This window comes from Myxococcus faecalis (assembly GCF_050039385.1).
In the GTDB taxonomy this organism is placed as follows: Bacteria; Myxococcota; Myxococcia; order Myxococcales; family Myxococcaceae; genus Myxococcus; species Myxococcus fulvus.
Genome location: NZ_CP144336.1, coordinates 6,045,666 through 6,064,862, shown reverse-complemented (window position 1 = coordinate 6,064,862; position 19,197 = coordinate 6,045,666). Strand labels below are relative to the sequence as shown.

Below are 19,197 nucleotides of genomic sequence, written 5' to 3'. Positions count from 1 at the left end.
CTCCCGAAGGAGTCCCGCCCGCATACCCTACTTCCATCCGACGGGACGCTCGCGCCCCTCGTCAGCTCGCCGTGCGCGGGCCGGGCTGCGTGTGGTGCACGCCCGGCACTTCCGTCTCGCGCGGCAGCCACACGTTGAAGGTGGAGCCCTGTCCCGGCACGCCCGGGGACTCCACCCAGATGCGGCCGCCGTGCTGCTCGACGATGCCCTGGCTGATGGTGAGCCCCAGGCCCAGTCCGCCGTACTTGCTGCCGTGCGCGCGGCCGAAGCGCTCGAAGATGAGCGCCTGCTTGTCCTTGGGAATCCCCACGCCGCTGTCCTTCACGGACAGGTGCACGCCCTCGCTCCCCTCCCCCGTCAGCCGCACCAGCACCGCCCCGCCCTCCGGCGAGTAACGGATGGCGTTGGACAAGAGGTTCGTCAGCACCTGGTCCAGCCGCCCGCGGTCCCAGATGCCCTCCAGGTTCTCCGGCGTCTCCACCTGGATTTCATGCCCCTGCGACAACACCGCCATCCGGTCGCGCGTCTCGTGCACCAGCTGGCTGAAGTCGAACCGCTCCAGCTCCAGCGACAGCCTTCCTGCCTGCAGCCGGCTGATGTCCAGCAGGTCCTCGACCAGCTTCGCCATCCGGTCAATCTGACGGTTGATGATTTTCAGCGACTTGCCCGGCCCCGCCTCCGTCTCGCCCCCCAGCTTCAGGAGCGCCAGGTGCGCGTGCCCCTTGGCCGCCGCCAGCGGCGTGCGCAGCTCGTGGCTCGCCGCCGCCAGGAACGCGTCCTTCGCCTCGCTCGCCAGCCGCAGCGCCGTCTCCGCGCGCTGCCGCTCGGTGATGTCGCGCGCCACGGAGATGAACCGCCCGGGCCCCTCCGCCGCCGACACGAACTGGAGCACCACCTCCACCGGCACCTCGCTGCCATCCCGCCGCCGGTGCGTCGTGGAGTACGTCTGGCTGGGCAGCGTCCCACTCACCAGCGGCGCCAGCAGCTTGCGGAAGCCCGCCTCGTCGAACGCCCCCTCCACCTCCAGCACCGACAGCCCCACCAGCTCATCCGTGGTGCTCGCCAGCTGCTTCGCCGCGCCCGCGTTCGCGTACGTCAACGTCAGCGAGTCCGGCGAGAACATCAGGACGCAGTCCAGCGTCGCGTCCAGCGTCATCTTGAAGCGCCCCAGCGCCTCCTCGGCGCGGCGCTTGTCGTCGATGTCCGTGGCCACCGCAATCCATCCCACCACGTGGCCCGTCTCGTCCCGCTCCGGCACCGCGCGTGCCAGGTGCCAGCGATACACACCGTCGAACCGGCGCAGGCGGAACTCGCGCTCCACCCGCTGACTGGAGCGGATGGCCGTCTCCCACGCCTGCCGCATCTCCTCGCGGTCCACCGGGTGCACGAACTCCAGGAAGGTGCTCAAGGACAGCGGCTGCTCCTCGTGGATGCCCGTGTAGTCACGCCCCGCGCGGTTCGCGTACGTGAACGAGCCGTCCGCGCGCGCCGCCCACATCACCTCCGGCAGCGACTCGGTGAGCCGCCGGTAGCGCAGCTCGCTCTGGCGCTCCATCGCCTCGCGCTCGCGCTGACGCAGCAAGGCCGCCTGCCGCTGGATTTGCTGCTCCTTGAGGAACAGGTCCACGAAGACGCTGACCTTCGAGCGGAGGATTTCCGGGTCGAAGGGCTTGAGCAGGTAGTCCACCGCGCCGTGCGCGTAGCCCTTGAAGATGTGGGCCGCGTCGCGGCTGAGCGCGGTGAGGAAGATGATGGGGATGGTGCGGGTGCGCTCGCGCTGCTTGATGAGCGTGGCCGTCTGGAAGCCATCCAGCCCCGGCATCTGCACGTCCATCAGGATGACGGCGAAGTCGCGCTGCAGGAGGAACTTGAGCGCCTCCTCGCCGCTCGTCGCCTTGACGAGCTCCTGCCCCAACGGCTCGAGGATGGCCTCCAGCGCCAGCAGGTTGGACGGGTGGTCGTCCACCATCAAGATGCTCGCCCTGGAACGGGTGCTGCTGTCCTGCGGGCGTTCGGCGGAGATGTGTTCGCTAGGCGTCATTGAAATAGGAGCAAGGTATGCCCCGACCGTTTACTGGCCGGACAGGCTAGGCGCGGCCTCCGCCGGTCAAAAGCCCGGCAAAGACGAGTCGTGCGCTAGCCATCAATCGGACCCTCTCTTCGTCATGCCGATACCCACAGACGGATGAGCTCCAGAAGCTTGTCCGTATCCACCGGCTTGGGCAGGTAGTCGCTGGCCCCTGCGGCCATGCACTTCTCCCGGTCGTCCTTCAGCGCCTTGGCCGTCACGGCGATGATGGGGAGGCTGGCGTACCGGAGGTCCTTGCGGATGGCCCGCATGGTCTCGTACCCGTCCATCTCCGGCATCATCACGTCCATCAGGACGACATCCACGTCGCGGTGCTGCTCGAGCGTCTCGATGGCCGCCCGCCCGTTCTCCGCGAAGACCACCTGCATGCCGTGGTTCTCCAGCACGCTGGTGAGGGCGAAGATGTTGCGCATGTCGTCATCGACGACGAGCACCTTCTTGCCAACAAGCTCGGACTCCTCCTCGTTGCGCTGGGCCAGCGCCGCCCGCGCCCGGGGAGGCAGATTCTGGTCCAGCCGGTGCAGGAACAGCGCGGTGTCGCTGAGCAACTGTTCGGGACTCTTCGTTCCGCTCTTGAGGATGACGCTGCCGGTGTAGCGGCGCAGGCGGGCCTCGTCCTTGGGCGTGAGCTCCTTGCCCGTGTAGATGACGATGGGCAAATCCCGGAAGCGCTGCTGGGTCTTGACCTCCTCCACCAGCTTGATGCCGTCCATGTCGGGCAGCAGCAGGTCGATGACCAGGCAGTCGTACTCACCCTCCTCCAGCTTCTGGAGGACCTCCTGGCCGGTGGCCACGGCCGTGACGACGACGTCACCTCCCTCGGCGAGCAGGCTGACCAGGCTGCTGCGCTGCACGTCGTCGTCCTCGACGAGCAGCAGGCGGCGCTCCTTGCGCTCCAGGAAGCGCGCCAGCTGGTTGAACACCCGCTCCAGCCCTTCCTTGCTGACGGGCTTGGTGAGGTAGCCGAACGCGCCCTGGGCGTTGCCCAGGTGCTTGTCCATGACGCTGATGATGTGGACGGGGATGTGGCGCGTGCGCGGGTTGCGCTTGAGCCTGTCGAGCACGCTCCAGCCGTCCACCACGGGCAGCTGGATGTCGAGCGTCACCGCGTGCGGCTGGAACTCGTTGGCCATGGACAGGCCGGTGTCGCCGCGGGTGGCGACCAGGGCCTTGAAGCCCTTCTCACGCGCCAGCTGCACCATGATGCGGGCGAACTTCAGGTCGTCCTCGATGATGAGCAGGACGCGGTCACCCTCGCGGATGTGGTCGCGGTCATCCTCCACCGCGAGCGGCGGCAGGAGCGAGTCCACCGGGGGCGGCAGCGCGGCGTCCAGCACGTGGCCGCTCTCCGCCACGGCGGGAGGCACCGGCGCCGGCGCGGGAGGCAGCGGGGCCTCCGGCACCACGTTGCTGCCGCGGGGCATCAGGGGCTCGAGCGGCGCGGGCATGGCGGGCAGGGCCGGCAGGCCGTCGTCGTCGGGGCCCACGTACTCGGGCGGCAGGTACAGCGTGAAGGTGCTGCCCTTGCGCGGCTCGCTGCTGACGTGGATTTCGCCGCCCAGCAGCTTGGCGATTTCGCGGCTGATGGACAGGCCCAGGCCGGTGCCGCCGTACTTGCGCGCGGTGGAGCCGTCCGCCTGCTGGAAGGCCTCGAAGATGAGGCGCTGCTTGTCCTTGGCGATGCCGATGCCCGTGTCCGTCACCGCGAAGGCGATGACGTAGCGCGAGCGCTTGAGCACCTCGTGCTCCAGCCGCGCGCCGGGCTCGGCCAGCTTCACCGTCAGCTTCACGCTGCCTTCGTCGGTGAACTTGAAGGCGTTGGAGAGCAGGTTCTTGAGCACCTGCTGCAGCCGCTGCGGGTCGGTGCGGATGGCGCGCGGGGTGCCCTGCGCGACCTCCACGGTGAAGGCCAGGTTCTTCTGCTCGGCCACCGGGCGGAAGCCGCGGTCGATGAACTGGTTGAGCTCCGTGAGGACGATGTCCCGGGGCTCCACCTGCATCTTGCCGGCCTCCACCTTGGACAGGTCGAGGATTTCGTTGATGAGGCTGAGCAGGTCTCCGCCGGACGCGTAGATGGTGTTGGCGTACTCCACCTGCTTGGTGGAGAGGTTGCCGTCCTTGTTGTCCGACAGGAGCTTGGCCAGGATGAGCAGGCTGTTGAGCGGCGTGCGCAGCTCGTGGCTCATGTTGGCCAGGAACTCGCTCTTGTACTTGGAGATGACGGTGAGCTGCTCGGCCTTCTCCTCCAGGCTGACGCGGGCGCGCTCGACCTCGTTGTTCTTCTCCTCGACGCGGCGGTTCTGCTCCTCGAGCAGCTTCGCCTTCTCCTCCAGCTCGCTGTTGCTGCGCTTGAGCGCGTCCTGCTGCTGGGTGAGCTCGCGCGACTGGCTCTGCAGCTCCTGAGTGAGCCCCTGCGACTGCTGCAGGAGCTGCTCGGTGCGCATGTTCGCCATGATCATGTTCAGGACCACGCCGATGCTCTCGGTGAGCTGGTCCAGGAAGATTTGATGGATGGCGCTGAAGGTGTGGAACGAGGCCAGCTCGATGACCGCCTTCACCTCGCCCTCGAAGAGGACGGGCAGGACGATGATGTTGAGCGGGGCGGACTCACCCAGGCCGGAGGAGATGGTGATGTAGTCCGGCGGGACGTGGGTGAGGAGGATGGTCTTGCGCTCCAGGGCGCACTGACCGACGAGCCCCTCGCCCAGGCGGAAGCGGTTGGCGATGTGCTTGCGCTCCCGGTAGGCGTAGGTGCTGGTCAGCTTGAGCACCGGCGTCCCGGAGTCGGTGTCCATCAGGAAGAAGGCGCCGTGGTGGGCGGAGACCAGCGGCGTCAGCTCGCTCATGATGAGGCGGCTGACGGCGTCCAGGCTCTTCTGGCCCTGCATCATGCCGCTGAACTTCGCCAGGTTCGTCTTGAGCCAGTCCTGCTCCTGGTTCTTCTGCGTGGTCTCACGCAGGTTGACGATCATCTGATTAATGTTGTCCTTCAGCGCGGCGACCTCGCCCTCGGCGACGACGGTGATGCTGCGGGTGAGGTCACCCTTCGTCACCGCGGTGGCCACGTCGGAGATGGCGCGCAGCTGGCTGGTCAGCGTCCCGGCCAGCTGGTTCACGTTGTCGGTCAGCTGCCGCCACGTGCCGCGAGCGCCGGGCACGCGGGCCTGGCCGCCCAGCTTTCCTTCGATACCGACCTCGCGGGCCACGGTGGACACCTGCTCGGCGAAGGTGCCCAGCGTGTCCGTCATGTTGTTGATGGTGTCCGCGAGCGCGGCCACCTCGCCCTTCGCGTCGACGATGAGCTTCTGGGTGAGGTCGCCGTTCGCCACCGCCGTCACCACGCGCACGATGCCGCGCACCTGCGTGGTGAGGTTGGAGGCCATGAAGTTCACGTTGTCGGTGAGGTCCTTCCACGTGCCGGCCACACCGGGCACGCGGGCCTGACCGCCCAGCTTCCCCTCGACACCCACTTCGCGGGCCACGGTGGACACCTGCTCGGCGAAGGTGCCCAGGGTGTCCGTCATGTTGTTGATGGTCTCCGCGAGCGCGGCGACCTCGCCCTTCGCCTCGACCACCAGCTTCTGCTTGAGGTCGCCGTTGGCGACGGCCGTCACGACCTTGACGATGCCGCGCACCTGCGTGGTGAGGTTGCGGGCCATGAAGTTCACGTTGTCCGTGAGGTCCTTCCACACGCCGGACACCCCGCGCACTTCCGCCTGACCGCCCAGCTTTCCTTCGGTGCCGACCTCGCGCGCGACGCGCGTCACTTCCGAGGCGAACGAGTTGAGCTGGTCCACCATGATGTTGATGGTGTCCTTCAGCTCGAGGATTTCACCCTTGGCATCGACGGTGATCTTCTTGGACAGGTCACCGTTGGCCACCGCCGTGGTCACCAGCGCGATGTTTCGCACCTGCGCGGTGAGGTTGGAGGCCATCGAGTTCACGTTGTCGGTGAGGTCCTTCCACGTGCCGGCGACGCCGGGCACCGCGGCCTGACCACCGAGCTTGCCGTCCGTACCGACCTCCTTGGCGACGCGAGTCACCTCGGCGGCGAACGCGCGGAGCTGGTCCACCATCGTGTTGATGGTGCTCTTGAGTTCGAGGATCTCGCCCCGGGCCTCGACGGAGATCTTCTGCGACAGGTCCCCGTTGGCGACCGCCGTCGTGACCTTGGCGATGTTTCGCACCTGGTCGGTGAGGTTGCCGGCCAGCACGTTCACGTTGTCGGTGAGGTCCTTCCACACGCCGGCGACGCCGGGCACCGCGGCCTGACCACCCAGCTTGCCCTCGGTGCCGACCTCCTTGGCGACGCGGGTCACCTCGGACGCGAAGCCTCGGAGCTGGTCCACCATCGTGTTGATGGTGTTCTTCAGCTCCAGCACCTCACCCTTCACGGAGACGGTGATCTTCTGTGACAGGTCGCCGTTGGCGACGGCCGTCGTGACCTTGGCGATGTTTCGCACCTGGTCGGTGAGGTTGCCGGCCAGCACGTTCACGTTGTCGGTGAGGTCCTTCCACACGCCGGACACGCCCTTCACGTCGGCCTGTCCGCCCAGCTTTCCTTCGGTGCCGACCTCCTTGGCGACGCGGGTCACCTCGGCGGCGAACGCGCGGAGCTGGTCCACCATCGTGTTGATGGTGCTCTTGAGCTCCAGCACCTCGCCCTTGGCATCGACGGTGATCTTCTTGGACAGGTCACCGTTGGCGACCGCCGTCGTCACCTCGGCGATGTTTCGCACCTGGGCCGTGAGGTTGTTGGCCAGCAGGTTCACGTTGTTGGTGAGGTCCTTCCACGTGCCGGCGACGCCCGGCACCTCGGCCTGGGCACCCAGCTTGCCTTCCACGCCCACCGTGCGCGCGACGTCCGTCACCTGCTGCGCGAAGATGGACAGGGTCTGCGTCATCGCGTTGATGGTGTCCGCGAGCGCGGCGATCTCGCCCTTCGCGTCCATCATCAGCTTCTGGGTGAGGTCACCGTTGGCGACCGCCGTCACCACGCGCACGATGCCGCGCACCTGGCTGGTGAGGTTGGACGCCATGAAGTTCACGTTGTCCGTGAGGTCCTTCCAGACGCCGGACACCCCGCGCACCTCGGCCTGACCGCCCAGCTTCCCCTCGGTGCCGACCTCCTTGGCGACGCGAGTCACCTCGGACGCGAAGCCTCGGAGCTGGTCCACCATCGTGTTGATGGTGCTCTTGAGCTCCAGCACCTCGCCCTTGGCGTCGACGGTGATCTTCTTCGACAGGTCACCATTGGCGACCGCCGTGGTGACCTCTGCGATGTTGCGGACCTGGTCGGTGAGGTTGTTCGCGAGCAGGTTCACGTTGTTGGTGAGGTCCTTCCACGTGCCGGCGACGCCCGGCACCACGGCCTGGGCGCCCAGCTTGCCCTCCACGCCCACCGTGCGCGCGACGTCCGTCACCTGCTGCGCGAAGATGGACAGGGTCTGCGTCATCGCGTTGATGGTGTCGGCCAGCTCGGCGACCTCGCCCTTGGCCTCCATCTTCAGGCGCTGCGTGAGGTCGCCGTTGGCGACCGCCGTCACGACCTTGGCGATGCCGCGCACCTGGGTCGTAAGGTTCACGGCCATCACGTTCACGTTGTCGGTGAGGTCCTTCCACGTGCCGGAGACGCCCTTCACCTCGGCCTGACCGCCCAGCTTGCCGTGGGTGCCGACCTCGCGCGCCACGCGCGTCACTTCCGAGGCGAACGAGTTGAGCTGGTCCACCATCGTGTTGATGGTGTTCTTCAGCTCGAGAATCTCGCCGCGCGCGTCGACGGTGATCTTCTTCGACAGGTCGCCGTTGGCCACCGACGTCGTCACCAGGGCGATGTTGCGCACCTGGGTGGTGAGGTTGGAGGCCATCGAGTTCACGTTGTCGGTGAGGTCCTTCCACACGCCGGCAACGCCCTTCACGTCGGCCTGACCGCCCAGCTTGCCGTCGGTGCCCACCTCGCGCGCGACGCGCGTCACCTCGGAGGCGAAGGCGCGCAGCTGGTCCACCATCGTGTTGATGGTGTCCTTCAGCTCCATCACCTCGCCCTTCACGTCCACGGTGATCTTCTTGGACAGGTCACCCTTGGCGACGGCCGTCGTCACGTCGGCGATGTTGCGCACCTGGGCCGTGAGGTTGTTGGCCATCAGGTTCACGTTGTCGGTGAGGTCCTTCCACGTGCCGGCGGCGCCGGGCACCTGGGCCTGGGCGCCCAGCTTGCCCTCGACGCCCACGGTGCGCGCCACGCTCGTCACCTGCTGCGCGAAGACGTTGAGCGTGTCCGTCATGTTGTTGAGCGTGGAGCCCAGCGCGGCGATTTCGCCCTGCGACGGCACCATCAGCTTCTGGGTGAGGTCGCCGTTGGCGACCGCCGTCACCACCTTCACGATGCCGCGCACCTGGGTGGTGAGGTTGGACGCCATGAAGTTCACGTTGTCGGTGAGGTCCTTCCACGTGCCGGAGACACCGGGCACCGCGGCCTGACCGCCCAGCTTTCCTTCCGTGCCCACCTCGCGCGCCACGCGCGTCACTTCGGAGGCGAAGCCGTTGAGCTGGTCCACCATCGTGTTGATGGTGCTCTTGAGCTCGAGCACCTCGCCGCGCGCGTCCACCGTGATCTTCTTCGACAGGTCGCCGTTGGCGACGGCGGTGGACACCTCGGCGATGTTGCGCACCTGGGCCGTGAGGTTGTTGGCCATCAGGTTCACGTTGTCGGTGAGGTCCTTCCAGACGCCGGAGACGCCCTTCACCTCGGCCTGACCGCCCAGCTTGCCGTCGCTGCCGACCTCGCGCGCGACGCGCGTCACCTCGGCGGCGAACGAGTTGAGCTGGTCGAGCATCGCGTTCACGGTGGTGCCGATGCGCAGGAACTCGCCCTTCACCGGCTGGCCGTCGATTTCCAGGGCCATCTTCTGGGTGAGGTCGCCCTCGGCCACGGCCACCAGCACGCGCGCGACTTCCGTGGTCGGCTGCACCAGGTCGCCGATGAGCGCGTTGATGGAGTTGATGCTCGTGGCCCAGTCTCCGCGCCCGTCGCCCAGCGATACGCGCTCGGCCATGCGGCCCTCGCGGCCGACGACTCGCGCCACGCGCACCATCTCGTGCGTCATGGCGGAGTTGAGGGTCACCACCGCGTTGAAGGCGCGGGAGATGTCGTCCATCACCGGCACGGAGGTGAAGTCCGGCAGGCGCACGGAGAAGTCGCCGCCTTGCACGGCCCGCAGCGCGGCGAGCAGCGTCTGCATGGGGTCATCCCCGCGGATGCGCGCGCCCGGCGTCCTCGCGCCGCCGCCTCGGCCGCCCGTCTGTCTGCCGCCGTCCTCGGCGGCACGGCCGCGCGTGCGCTCGGACTCGACGCGGTTGGCCGCGAGCTGCGGGCTGGACGCCGCTTCGCTCCGGGGCTTGCGCGTCGAGGCGCGCTTCCTGCCATTGCCGTTGGAGCTGGGAACCTTGGTGTCGTCCACGAGGAGAACCCTTCTGATCGGGATGAACGCCGCGAGCCGAGACCTCGCAGCGGACGGGCAGGAGCGAATCTCCTGTGAGTTCGCGGGCTTGTCGAATCAAAGCCCCGGTCCTCCAGGTGATTTGTCGCTTACTGAACTTCGAGCCCGGGCGATGGATACCGCGCGTGAAACATGCGGAACCCACAGCCTCTGTCCAACATGTCAGGGCGGCGGCGCCGTGCAGGGAAAACCGTCGCAGCCCTGGACATAAAGCGGCCGACCGGAGAGCCGGCGAGCAGGGGCCAACGCGCGGCCCTCGGGCACGGGAGTCCGCTCCCCCGTCCGCACATCGAGCGAGAACGACGGCGCCCCGGTCGGGGAACAGCCGATCATCAACTGCTCGGGTGCGTCCAGCCACCACATCGTTTCCACCTGACAGGGGACATCGAGGGGGCGGTGGGAGAGGGAGCGGGTGTCGTAGACGCGGAGGTGTCCGTCGGAGAGCACGGCGGCGAGCACGCCATCGGCGCCGACGGAGAGCCGGGCGGTGGAGGCAGGGACCTGGGTCTGCGCGAGCACGGAGCCGTTGGAGGAGACGGAGACGAGCTGCCCCGAGGCATCGAGGGCGAGCATGCCGTGCGCGTGTCCGGCGAGGGCGATGGGCTGGAAGTCGCCCATGGGGACGAGGGTGGCGCCGTCCTCGCGCAGGAGGCGGTTTCCGGCGGAGAGCCACAGGTGGTTGTCCGCGTCGAAGGCGATGGCGAGCGCGCCGGTGAGGTCATGGCGCGTGGTGGCGTTGGCGGGGCCGCAGGTGGCGACGGAGTGGGCGCCGAAGACGGCGGCGCGGGAGGCATCGGGCGAGACGGCCCAGCCGAGCCGGGCCTCGGGGTGGGCCTTGAAGAGACAGTGGTTGAGGGCGCCGAAGTTCGGGTCCGTCGTGGGGGAGGACACGAGGTAGGGCAGGCTGGTGGTGGCGACGTAGAGGAGCAGGCCCAGGGAGACGGCGGAGGCGAGGGTGAGGGGCCAGGGCCTGAGGCTGCGCGCGCGGGTGTTCCTGGCGGGAGCACGCGCGTTCTTCCTTCCCGTGGTCACCGCGCTCTCGCGTCCGCTCAAGGTGACTCCTCGCTGCCTCGCGCCGCCCGGCCCTACGCATAGCGCCCGGCCTGTCTCCAGGCCACTCCCCCCGAGGTGCATTCCAGCACATCACGGAATCGGCATGGATGCTCGCCTGCTTCGTGAGGGAACCATGAGGAAGCGCGCGAGAGCTGCGTGGAATCTTCACGCGGGTGAAGAACCTGACTGTGTCTCAGCTCGCGCGGGTGTGCGGTGTCGTCGGAGTCCTGGTGGGGGTGGCCTGGGCGCCCACGACGCGCGCAGAGGAGGCCACGGACGTCATCGTGGGCAAGGTGGTGGACGCGGTGAGCCAGTTGCCCGTGCCGGACGTGGTGGTGACGGCCATGACGGCGGAGCTTCCCGAGGAGAACACTGTCGTGACGGATGTGGAGGGCACGTACCGTATTCCGTCGGTGCCCCCAGGGACTTATACCCTTCTCTTCGAGCATGAGCTGTACATCCCCTTGCGTCGAACCGAGGTCCGCAAGCTCGCGGGGCAAGAACTCCGGGTCGATGTCCTGCTCGAGCAGGGGTCACCCGACGAATGGGAGGACATACTCTACTGCGGCCCTACCGTTGCCGACGACTCCAGTTCGAGCGTGTCGACGGACCTCTCAACCGACCTTGGCTTCAGCGCGTTGGCACAGCGCCCATTGGCGGGACGGCGAGCCATGCGCACCCTGGAGGGTTTCCTCCTCCTGGCATCGAACATGGTGGAGACACGCCAGGGCAGCACGCTGCTGGGCACGAGCCCCTGGGAGAATGAGTACCTCCTGGATGGCCTGTCCACGCGGGATGCCGTAACGGGGCGCAACGCACTCCCACTGAGCCTGGAGTTCCTCCAGGACGCGACCGTGTTCACCCATGGCCTCAGGGCGCAGCAGGGAGGCGCGACAGGTGTCATCGTCGAACAGAACTCCAGCTCCGGCTCCAACGACCTCAGAGGACACGCCTTCATTGAGTGGGTCCCTGGCGTGCTGGCGGAGAGTGGTCACGTCAACACGAGGCTCGGGGAGCCCTCCGTGCGACGCGCCGTCCTCAATCAAGGCGCGTTCGGAGTGACGCTCCATGGCCCCGTCGCCAAGGACAAATTGTGGTTCTTCATGGGGGTGGTCCCCGCCCTCGCACGAGTGGAACAGACCCCAACCGAGCACGCTGGCGGGAGCCGGTCGTTCATCGACCACCGCGAGGTCCAGGCCTTGGGAAGATTGACCTACCTCCTCAACTACGACCACAACCTCTCCTTGATTGCGGTAACCGCCCCCTCCCTCTCTCGATGGCAGACCGTCGAATCGGCGTCAGGAGAAGTGGACCGCGACACTTCGCGGGTGGCGCTTGACTACAACGGCGCGTTCTTCGAGAAGCGGCTGCTGCTGGATGCCCATGCAGGCTGGCTGGGACAGCGCGTGACCACGAGCCCCCCACGTGAGCATCGACCGGCTGAAGAGACTGGCTCGGTCTGCGGCGGTTCTGTCGACGACTGGCCCATGGACTGCGACGTCGGCGACCAGGCGACACACCGATATCAGGCCTCAGCCCGGGCGATGTACTCCGGCGAGATATGGGGACTGCTCCATATTCCGCAGATGGGCGTCTCGGTCGAGCGGGGCATCCATCGTTGGGAGCGAAATACCCTGGTGGCGACACCACTCCCTGAGACCCACAGCGGGTTCGTGAGCGCCTATCTCCAGGACACCTGGAGCCCCTCTGACTGGCTCACCTTCAATACCGGGCTCCGGTACGACGCCCAGTCGGTCGGAGGTCGGATTCACGGGGGAGACGTGGCGTCACACACGCTGTCGCCGCGCCTTGGCGTCACGATGTCGTCCTCGACCGTGTCCCGGGGACAGCAGCAACTGCGCATCTTCGCGAACTACGCGAGGTATCACGGACGTGTCCTGCTCAGCCTGCTGCGCCCCCACCAGGACACCGAGGGGGTGGTGACGAACGTCCGGCTGGCCCCCTCACTGACACCTCCCGCCACCACGGAGTGGGTGACTGGCGTCGAGTTCGCTCCCGAGTTCATCACTTCCGCGAGCATTGTCTATGCACGTCGCATACGGACCGCGGGACTCCAGCTCATCCAGGACCTCGAGCGTGGTGACCTCCTGCTCGTCAATCCCGGACGCGGCCTGGGCGCGGAGTTCCCCGCACCTCGGAGCAGACACGACTCGGTGACGTTCGAGGTGGATCGAAACTTTCATGACAGCTGGTCGATGTTGCTCGCCTACACGTGGTCACGGCTCCAAGGAGCGACCCTCGAGGAACAGCGCGGCATTTTGAATCGGCCGCATGTACTGAAGCTCTCCGGCAGCCGGACGTTCAATCCGCGTAACGGAAGCTGGGGGGTATCCGTGGGTGCCTCGTACGTTGGCATTGCTGGGGCACGCATTGGAACCACCGAGCAACACGAGCCGTGGATGCATACCGTGGATGCACGACTGGCTGTCCGCTACAACGTGGAGCGGAGGCAGGCCATCGAGTTCCACCTCGACGTCCTCAACGTCTTCGACTCCCAGGACGACGACTCGCTCGCCTCGGACCGTGAAGTCGCCATCCTCCCCGCGTACCAGACGCCCCGACAGGTACGGCTCGGGGCACGGTACGCGTTCTGAGCCCGGGGTGCGGGCTCGAGTTGGTCCACGTGTTGCACAGCGGGCCGGCCATGCGTCGCATCCTCCCCGCGCGGACCCTCCTGTGGCTGCTGAGCCTCATCCTCGTGGCGCCGCTGGCCACGGTGGAGTGTGTCTACCGGTACGCGCTCGCGCGGCTACCGGAGCTTCCTCCATCGCCCACCCAAGGGCTCACGCCGTCCGCGCGTCAGCGGGTGACATGGTGGCGGGACCTGGACTCCTCCACGCGGCACGTCCAGCCGATCTGGTCCTGGACCGTGGTCCACGGCCTCCTGGACTTCACGCTCTCCCGACATGCGTGTGAGGACGAATCCCTGCCCGAGGGCTTCGAGCATGCGCTGGATGCGGCGAGCCGTTGGCTCAACGTCCTGAATGCACGCGCAACGGTCCCGCTCCGAGAGCTCGACCGGGTCGCCCTGGCCATCTGGCTCACGCGCCACTGGGATGAGGCGGACTGGCGGGTCGCCGCCATCGAGTCACGGTGGCACGCGTCGAGCGTGAGGCGCGGCGTCCCCGTGTTCCTCGCGCGAAGCTGGACCCAGCTCCCCGTCGAGGACCTGGCGCTGCTCATGGCACTGGGGCAGCTCTCCTGGCGCGTGGACCCGTGGTGCGAGCGGGAACAACTCCATGCGGTCCGTGATGCGCTGCTGTGGACGCTGCATGACCGCGAGGGGCTCGATGAGCCGGCGCTGGCGACGGCCCTCCGCGCACCGCTGTTCCTCACGGTGCGCCCCATCGACTGGGGAACTTGTGGACAACCCGCGCTGACACGCGTGCTGGAGTCTCGGGTCACCACGCCGCTCCCCGAGTAGCCACGGGGCCGAGCCCTCCGTGAGGCTCGCTTGTCGCTGGCCGTCCTCGCCTCAAGTTTGAGCACGAGGAAAGGACCCCACCCATGCGACGAGCGCTCTGCACCGCGGCCCTGACGTTCAGCTTCCTCTTGTCTCCTGTCGCCCTCGCCCAATCAGCGGGCAGCGGAGCGGGCGCAGGGACGTCCTCTCAATCCCAGTCGGGCGTCGGCGCCAACCAGGCACCTGGCACCTATCCGTCCGGGACCTTCTCCGTCGTTCCCTATGGGTCCACGGGCGCTGAAGACATCTCCAGCACGACCACCACCACGCAGGCGACCGGTGGCGCTGGCAACACCTCGAACACCAACGCTGGCGGCACGGACACAGGCAACAATGCGTCGGATGCGCGCGGAACGGGCGGCTCTGGCAACAAGGACTCCGTGCCCGCCGGTCGCCCCGAGCCCACGCGCCAGGGCACCGAGCCGCGAGATGCGGCGGGCGATGCACGAGGCGGCAGCGCGGAGGCAGCCGCGTCCGGAGAGGACCTGAGCCAGAGAGACCTGACCCGAGAGGTCGCCATGCTTCGCAACGATGTCCTGCGACTCCAGCGACAGGTCAACGCGCTCCGAGGCGGACATGCCAATGACGATGACTCGGGGAAGCAGCAGGACGGCACGGGAGGCTCGGGCCCAGCGAGCGCGCCTCGACAGGACGCCTCCGCCAATGACACCGGCGACGTGAACGCCGACCCCGAGAAGACTATCGTCGCGAACGTCGTCATGCGCGGACAGGTGACCTCGGCCACCCAGGACCGGATTGTCATCAAGGACTCGGAGACCGGGGACCTCTACGACCTGCGCGTCGGCGAGAACACCCGCATCGTCCGCAACGGGCAGCGCATCTCGACGCAGGGCCTGCCACAGGGCACCGCCGTCCAGGCCGCCTACAACCTCATCGCGGATGGCACCTCCGACGCGACCCGAATCCAGGTGACACCGCGCTCGCGCTGATTCCCGGCGGAGGCGCTCACGTCAGGCCCCGGCGCAAGCACCTCTCGCTCACGCGCGAACCATGAGCTGGGTCCGCGTCCTGCCCGCGCGGGCGCCTCGGCGCGCGGCCTGCGCGCCTCGTGTCGCCAGCTCCCGCGCGAAGCGACCTTCACCGCTCCCGCGCGAACCGCTCGATGCGCACAATCGCCAGCTCCATCTTCTGGCGCGCCGAGCTGTTCGCCGAGTGCACACGGACTCGCGGAGGAACGAAGCCTCGCGTGGCCACCGCTTCCTCCAGCCACAGCAGCACGTCATACCCCGTGCCGTGCTCGTCATCCCCGAGGTCATGGTCGAGGCTGAGCTCGACCACCTGTCCTCCCTCGAGCAACGCGATGGCCTCTTCCGGCCAACGGACAGCCACCCAGCCCTCGGGAGTGGGCCGCTCGTCATCCAGATACACTCTCACCGCGTCACCCCAGGCGAGTCAGCGTCCGCCGTCCTTCGACGACTTGCCCTCGGCGAGCTGACGCATCTTCGCGGCGAAGGGGCTCTCCCCCTCTACCCGGTTGGGACCGCCCGCCAGCCGCTGCCGCCGAGCCATCGCCAGACCTCCCTCCGCGGGGCCCTCGAGGGCCTCCTTCTCGTAGCGGTCCTGCCCTCCGAGCGCGCGTCCCACGGGACGAGCGGAAGCAACACGGCGGTTCGTATCCACGGGCATGACCAGACCTCCAGCGGTGACGACGCCCCGTTCTACCCCACCTGCGTCCCGCTCGCAGCCCCCAGGGTCTCCTCGGGCGACTCCAGCACCTCCCCGACATGCCGGAGCACCCGCGCCACCACCTCCACATCCAGCGCCCGCGCATCCCACGTACACGTCAGCGTCATCACCTTCCCCGGCACCAGCTCCCCCGCCTCCACCACCGGCTCGGTCCGCACGGAGCACGGCGCCAGCACCAACGGCACCCGCGTGTACGGCACGGTCGCCACGTAGCCCCGTTCGAGCCCCAGCGTGCCCAGGCTCGTCACCACCACCGAGCCGAACGGGTCCCTCGGCATCCCCACCCAGCGCAGGTCCACGTTCAGCGTGAACCACACGAAGGACAACAGCCGCAGCGCCCACCCCATGAACATCCCCGGGATGCGATACGAGCGGCGCTTGCCCCGCTCGATGACCGCGTCCTCCCGCGAGCGCACCCGCCCCACCACGCCCTCCATCGCCCGCACGAAGTCCGCGAGCGACAGCGTGTCCGCGCGGTGCACCGTGGCCGTCGTCAGGTCCACGCGCCCCGACGGCTCGGGCTGCACCACGAGCACGCACACGCCCACGTCGACGCGCGGAGACGGACTGCCCCAGCGCATGAGCACGTTGGCCTCGGGGTACAGCCGCAGCGCGTCCGCGGCGGCCTTGGCCACCAGGTGTGTCACGGTGAGCCGCTGCCCCGTCCGCTCGCGCCACGCCTCCAGGAACACGAGCGCGCGCTCCATGCGCACCTCGAGTGCGGCATAGGACGTCGGGTCCCGAGGCGCGCCCCAGGCCCCCAGGGCGAGCTTGCGGAAGGCCCCAGGAGGCGGCGCCGGCTTCAGGTCGAGGTCCACGAAGAGCCCGGGCTTCGCATGGAGTCCAACGCTCCTGCAACCCCACCCTGCGCGGCGGAGGGCACCCTGTTAGACAGGTCGTCCGCAGCCAGCCCTCCACCGAGGCCCCCGACATGACGCCCATCGCCCTGGCCCTGTCCCTCGCCCTTCACGCCGCGCCGGCCCCCAAGGCCGCGACCCCGAAACCCGCCGCCCCCGCCAAGAACGTGCCCGCCCCCTCGACGCCCGAAGACATCACCGCCGCCACCCGCACGTGGCACGAGCAGCGCCTCCAGCGACTCCAGTCCGAGGACGGCTGGCTGTCCCTCGTGGGTCTGTTCTGGCTGGAGGAGGGCTCGCAGACCGCCGGCTCCGCGCCGGAGAACAAGCTGGACTTCCCGGACGGCACGCCGCCGAAGCTCGGCACCTTCACGCGCAAGGGGAAGGAGGTCTCCTTCCAGCCCGAGAAGGGCGTGCAGTTCACGCGCAACGGCGAGCCCTTCACCGGCGGCGCGTTGAAGACGGACGAGCAGGGCTCGCCGGATGTGCTGAAGCTCGGCAGCCTCAACTTCCACGTCATCCAGCGCGGCGACAAGGTGGGCGTGCGGGTGAAGGACTCGCAGTCGCCCGCGCGCACGGGGTTCCACGGCATCCCCACGTACCCCGCGAGCAACGCCTGGCGCGTCACCGCGCGCTTCGAGCCCGCCGAGACGCCGCGCATGCTCCAGGTCCCCAACGTGCTGGGCACCACGGAGGAGATGAAGGCCCCGGGCACGCTCGTCTTCACGGTGGCGGGCAAGGAGTACCGCCTGACGCCGGTGGAGGACGGCTCCAACCAGCTCTTCGTCATCTTCGCGGACGAGACCAACCGCGATTCGACGTACGGCGCGGGCCGCTTCCTGTACGCGGACATGCCGAAGGACGGCCAGGTGGTGCTCGACTTCAACCGCGCCTACAACCCGCCCTGCGCGTTCACCCGCTTCGCCACCTGCCCCCTGCCCCCGCGCGGCAACCGCCTGGCCCTGCGCGTGGAGGCCGGTGAGAAGCGCTACGGCGACCACTGAGCCACGGACGAAAATCGACTCATCCCACGGGCCGGCTCCGCATCCATCGCGGGCCGGCCCGTTCATTTTCCATCGTGATTCCAAAGAGATGGAAGCCTCAGAACGCGGCGCGCGCGCGTCCTGTGTTCTGCTCACGAATCGAATCACTCTTCTGCTCACGGAGGAGGACTTCGGGAGTATGCGGAGGCACGGGCATGGCCACGGTGGAACAGCTTCTCGCGGCGCTCGGCCGTCGCGGCGATGCGCAGGCGAGCGAGCTCGCCACGTGGCTCCAGGTCTCTCGGCCCACGGTGACACGCTTGCTCGCGGCCGCGGGAGACCGGCTGTGCCGCATGGGGAAAGGCCCCGCGACGCGCTATGCGCGGACACGCTCACTGCCTTCACTCGGCACGCGGCTGAGCCTCCATCGCATCGACGAGACAGGTACCATCCATCGGGACGGAGATCTCCACCTGCTCGCGGGGGGACGTCACTGGCTCGACCGCGTGAAGGGGGAATCCGAGCTGTTCGAGGGGCTGCCACCCTTCGCGGCGGACATGAGTCCCCAGGGCTACATCGGTCGGACCTTCTCCCTGCGATATCCCGAGCTCGCCCTGCCCCAGCGCGTGGCGGACTGGACGGATGATGACTGTCTGGTCGCGCTCGCGCTGCGAGGCGAGGACTGCGTCGGAGATTTCATCCTCGGCGATGAATCACTCGACCGGTATCTCGCGACGCCCGATACCCACGCCACGCCCCAGGACCATCCCCGGCTCGCTCGGGCCTCCGGGCAGGGACATCCTGGCGCTTCCGCGGGAGGCGAGCACCCCAAGTTCGTGACGCGCGTGAAGGACCGGCACGTCATCGTGAAGTTCGCGGGCAATGACGAAGGCGCGGCCGTGTCTCGCTGGAAGGACCTGCTCGTCACCGAGCACCTCGCGCTCGAGACCATCCGAGGTGCGGGGCACGCCGCGGCGGCGACACGCTGGTTCGATGCGGAGGGCTATCGCTTCCTCGAGGTCGAGCGCTTCGACCGCGTCGGCCTCCGTGGAAGACGCGGCCTGCTCTCACTCGGCGCCATCGACAATGCGTACCTCGGCGTGCGTGGCACCTGGACCCAGGCCACGCTGAAGCTGTGCGAGGCTCGCTTCATCTCCGAGGAGGACGCGCGCCAGGCGCGGTGGCTCGACGTCTTCGGTCAGCTCATCGGCAACTCCGACCGGCACTTCGGCAACCTCGCCTTCTTCACGGAAGGACCGAAGCGGTTCCGACTCGCACCCTCGTACGACATGCTGCCGATGATGTTCGCGCCCGTGGGCACGAACCTGGTCGAGCGCGAGTACACACCCCAGCCTCCCAACGCGACCACGCTGGACGTCTGGCCCGACGCCGCCCATCGGGCCCTCGCCTACTGGGAGCAACTCACCCAGGAGCCCGCGCTCAGCGCCCCTTTCCGCGAGCGCTGCGCGGCCTGTGCCGAGTCGTTGCGAGCATTCATGCAACAGCAGCCCGTTTGAACGAGGGC

11 protein-coding genes are annotated in these 19,197 nt (G+C 68.2%); 5 read left to right on the top strand and 6 right to left on the bottom strand.

The genetic code is table 11. The annotated features are described in order from the left end of the window. Positions 1 to 61 precede the first annotated feature (61 nt). The 3 genes from VZQ01_RS24340 to VZQ01_RS24330 form a co-directional block, all read right to left on the bottom strand. The gene (locus VZQ01_RS24340) at positions 62 to 2,041 is read right to left on the bottom strand and encodes a hybrid sensor histidine kinase/response regulator (RefSeq protein WP_223750657.1); all 1,980 of its coding nucleotides are present in this window, start codon (positions 2,039 to 2,041) and stop codon (positions 62 to 64) included. Positions 2,042 to 2,163: 122 nt separating this feature from the next. Then, positions 2,164 to 9,330 (bottom strand): HAMP domain-containing protein, encoded by a 7,167-nt coding sequence (locus VZQ01_RS24335; RefSeq protein WP_420715383.1) that lies wholly within the window; start codon positions 9,328 to 9,330, stop codon positions 2,164 to 2,166. Positions 9,331 to 9,750: 420 nt separating this feature from the next. Further along, the gene (locus VZQ01_RS24330; RefSeq protein ID WP_426744774.1) at positions 9,751 to 10,641 is read right to left on the bottom strand and encodes a hypothetical protein; all 891 of its coding nucleotides are present in this window, start codon (positions 10,639 to 10,641) and stop codon (positions 9,751 to 9,753) included. A gap of 173 nt (positions 10,642 to 10,814) precedes the next feature. On the opposite strand from VZQ01_RS24330, the gene VZQ01_RS24325 reads away from it, so the two are divergent. The 3 genes from VZQ01_RS24325 (at position 10,815) to VZQ01_RS24315 (ending at position 15,075) form a co-directional block, all read left to right on the top strand. Next, positions 10,815 to 13,256 carry a TonB-dependent receptor domain-containing protein gene (locus tag VZQ01_RS24325; RefSeq protein WP_223782772.1) on the top strand — a complete coding sequence of 814 codons (2,442 nt, stop codon included), beginning with the start codon at positions 10,815 to 10,817 and terminating at the stop codon, positions 13,254 to 13,256. A gap of 50 nt (positions 13,257 to 13,306) precedes the next feature. Further along, positions 13,307 to 14,086, top strand: coding sequence for a hypothetical protein (locus tag VZQ01_RS24320; protein ID WP_426744772.1), 780 nt, complete (start codon positions 13,307 to 13,309; stop codon positions 14,084 to 14,086). Positions 14,087 to 14,169: 83 nt separating this feature from the next. Then, a complete protein-coding gene (locus VZQ01_RS24315) occupies positions 14,170 to 15,075 on the top strand; it encodes a hypothetical protein (RefSeq protein ID WP_426744770.1) in 906 nt (301 codons plus the stop codon). Positions 15,076 to 15,223: 148 nt separating this feature from the next. Here the strand turns inward: VZQ01_RS24315 and VZQ01_RS24310 are convergent, their stop codons facing one another. From VZQ01_RS24310 to VZQ01_RS24300, 3 genes are read right to left on the bottom strand one after another with little or no spacing between them, the layout of a single operon-like run. Next, the gene (locus VZQ01_RS24310; RefSeq protein WP_223782775.1) at positions 15,224 to 15,520 is read right to left on the bottom strand and encodes a cyclic-phosphate processing receiver domain-containing protein; all 297 of its coding nucleotides are present in this window, start codon (positions 15,518 to 15,520) and stop codon (positions 15,224 to 15,226) included. 18 nt (positions 15,521 to 15,538) lie between these two features. Next, positions 15,539 to 15,772 (bottom strand): hypothetical protein, encoded by a 234-nt coding sequence (locus tag VZQ01_RS24305; RefSeq protein ID WP_141330261.1) that lies wholly within the window; start codon positions 15,770 to 15,772, stop codon positions 15,539 to 15,541. A 32-nt stretch (positions 15,773 to 15,804) separates the two neighbouring features. Beyond that, the gene (locus VZQ01_RS24300) at positions 15,805 to 16,650 is read right to left on the bottom strand and encodes a 2-oxo acid dehydrogenase subunit E2 (protein WP_223750650.1); all 846 of its coding nucleotides are present in this window, start codon (positions 16,648 to 16,650) and stop codon (positions 15,805 to 15,807) included. Between the two features lie 113 nt (positions 16,651 to 16,763). Here VZQ01_RS24300 and VZQ01_RS24295 point away from each other — a divergent pair, with 113 nt between their 5' ends. Next, positions 16,764 to 17,693, top strand: coding sequence for a DUF1684 domain-containing protein (locus VZQ01_RS24295; protein ID WP_426744767.1), 930 nt, complete (start codon positions 16,764 to 16,766; stop codon positions 17,691 to 17,693). 194 nt (positions 17,694 to 17,887) lie between these two features. Further along, positions 17,888 to 19,189, top strand: coding sequence for a type II toxin-antitoxin system HipA family toxin YjjJ (gene yjjJ, locus VZQ01_RS24290; RefSeq protein ID WP_426744765.1), 1,302 nt, complete (start codon positions 17,888 to 17,890; stop codon positions 19,187 to 19,189). Positions 19,190 to 19,197 lie beyond the last annotated feature (8 nt).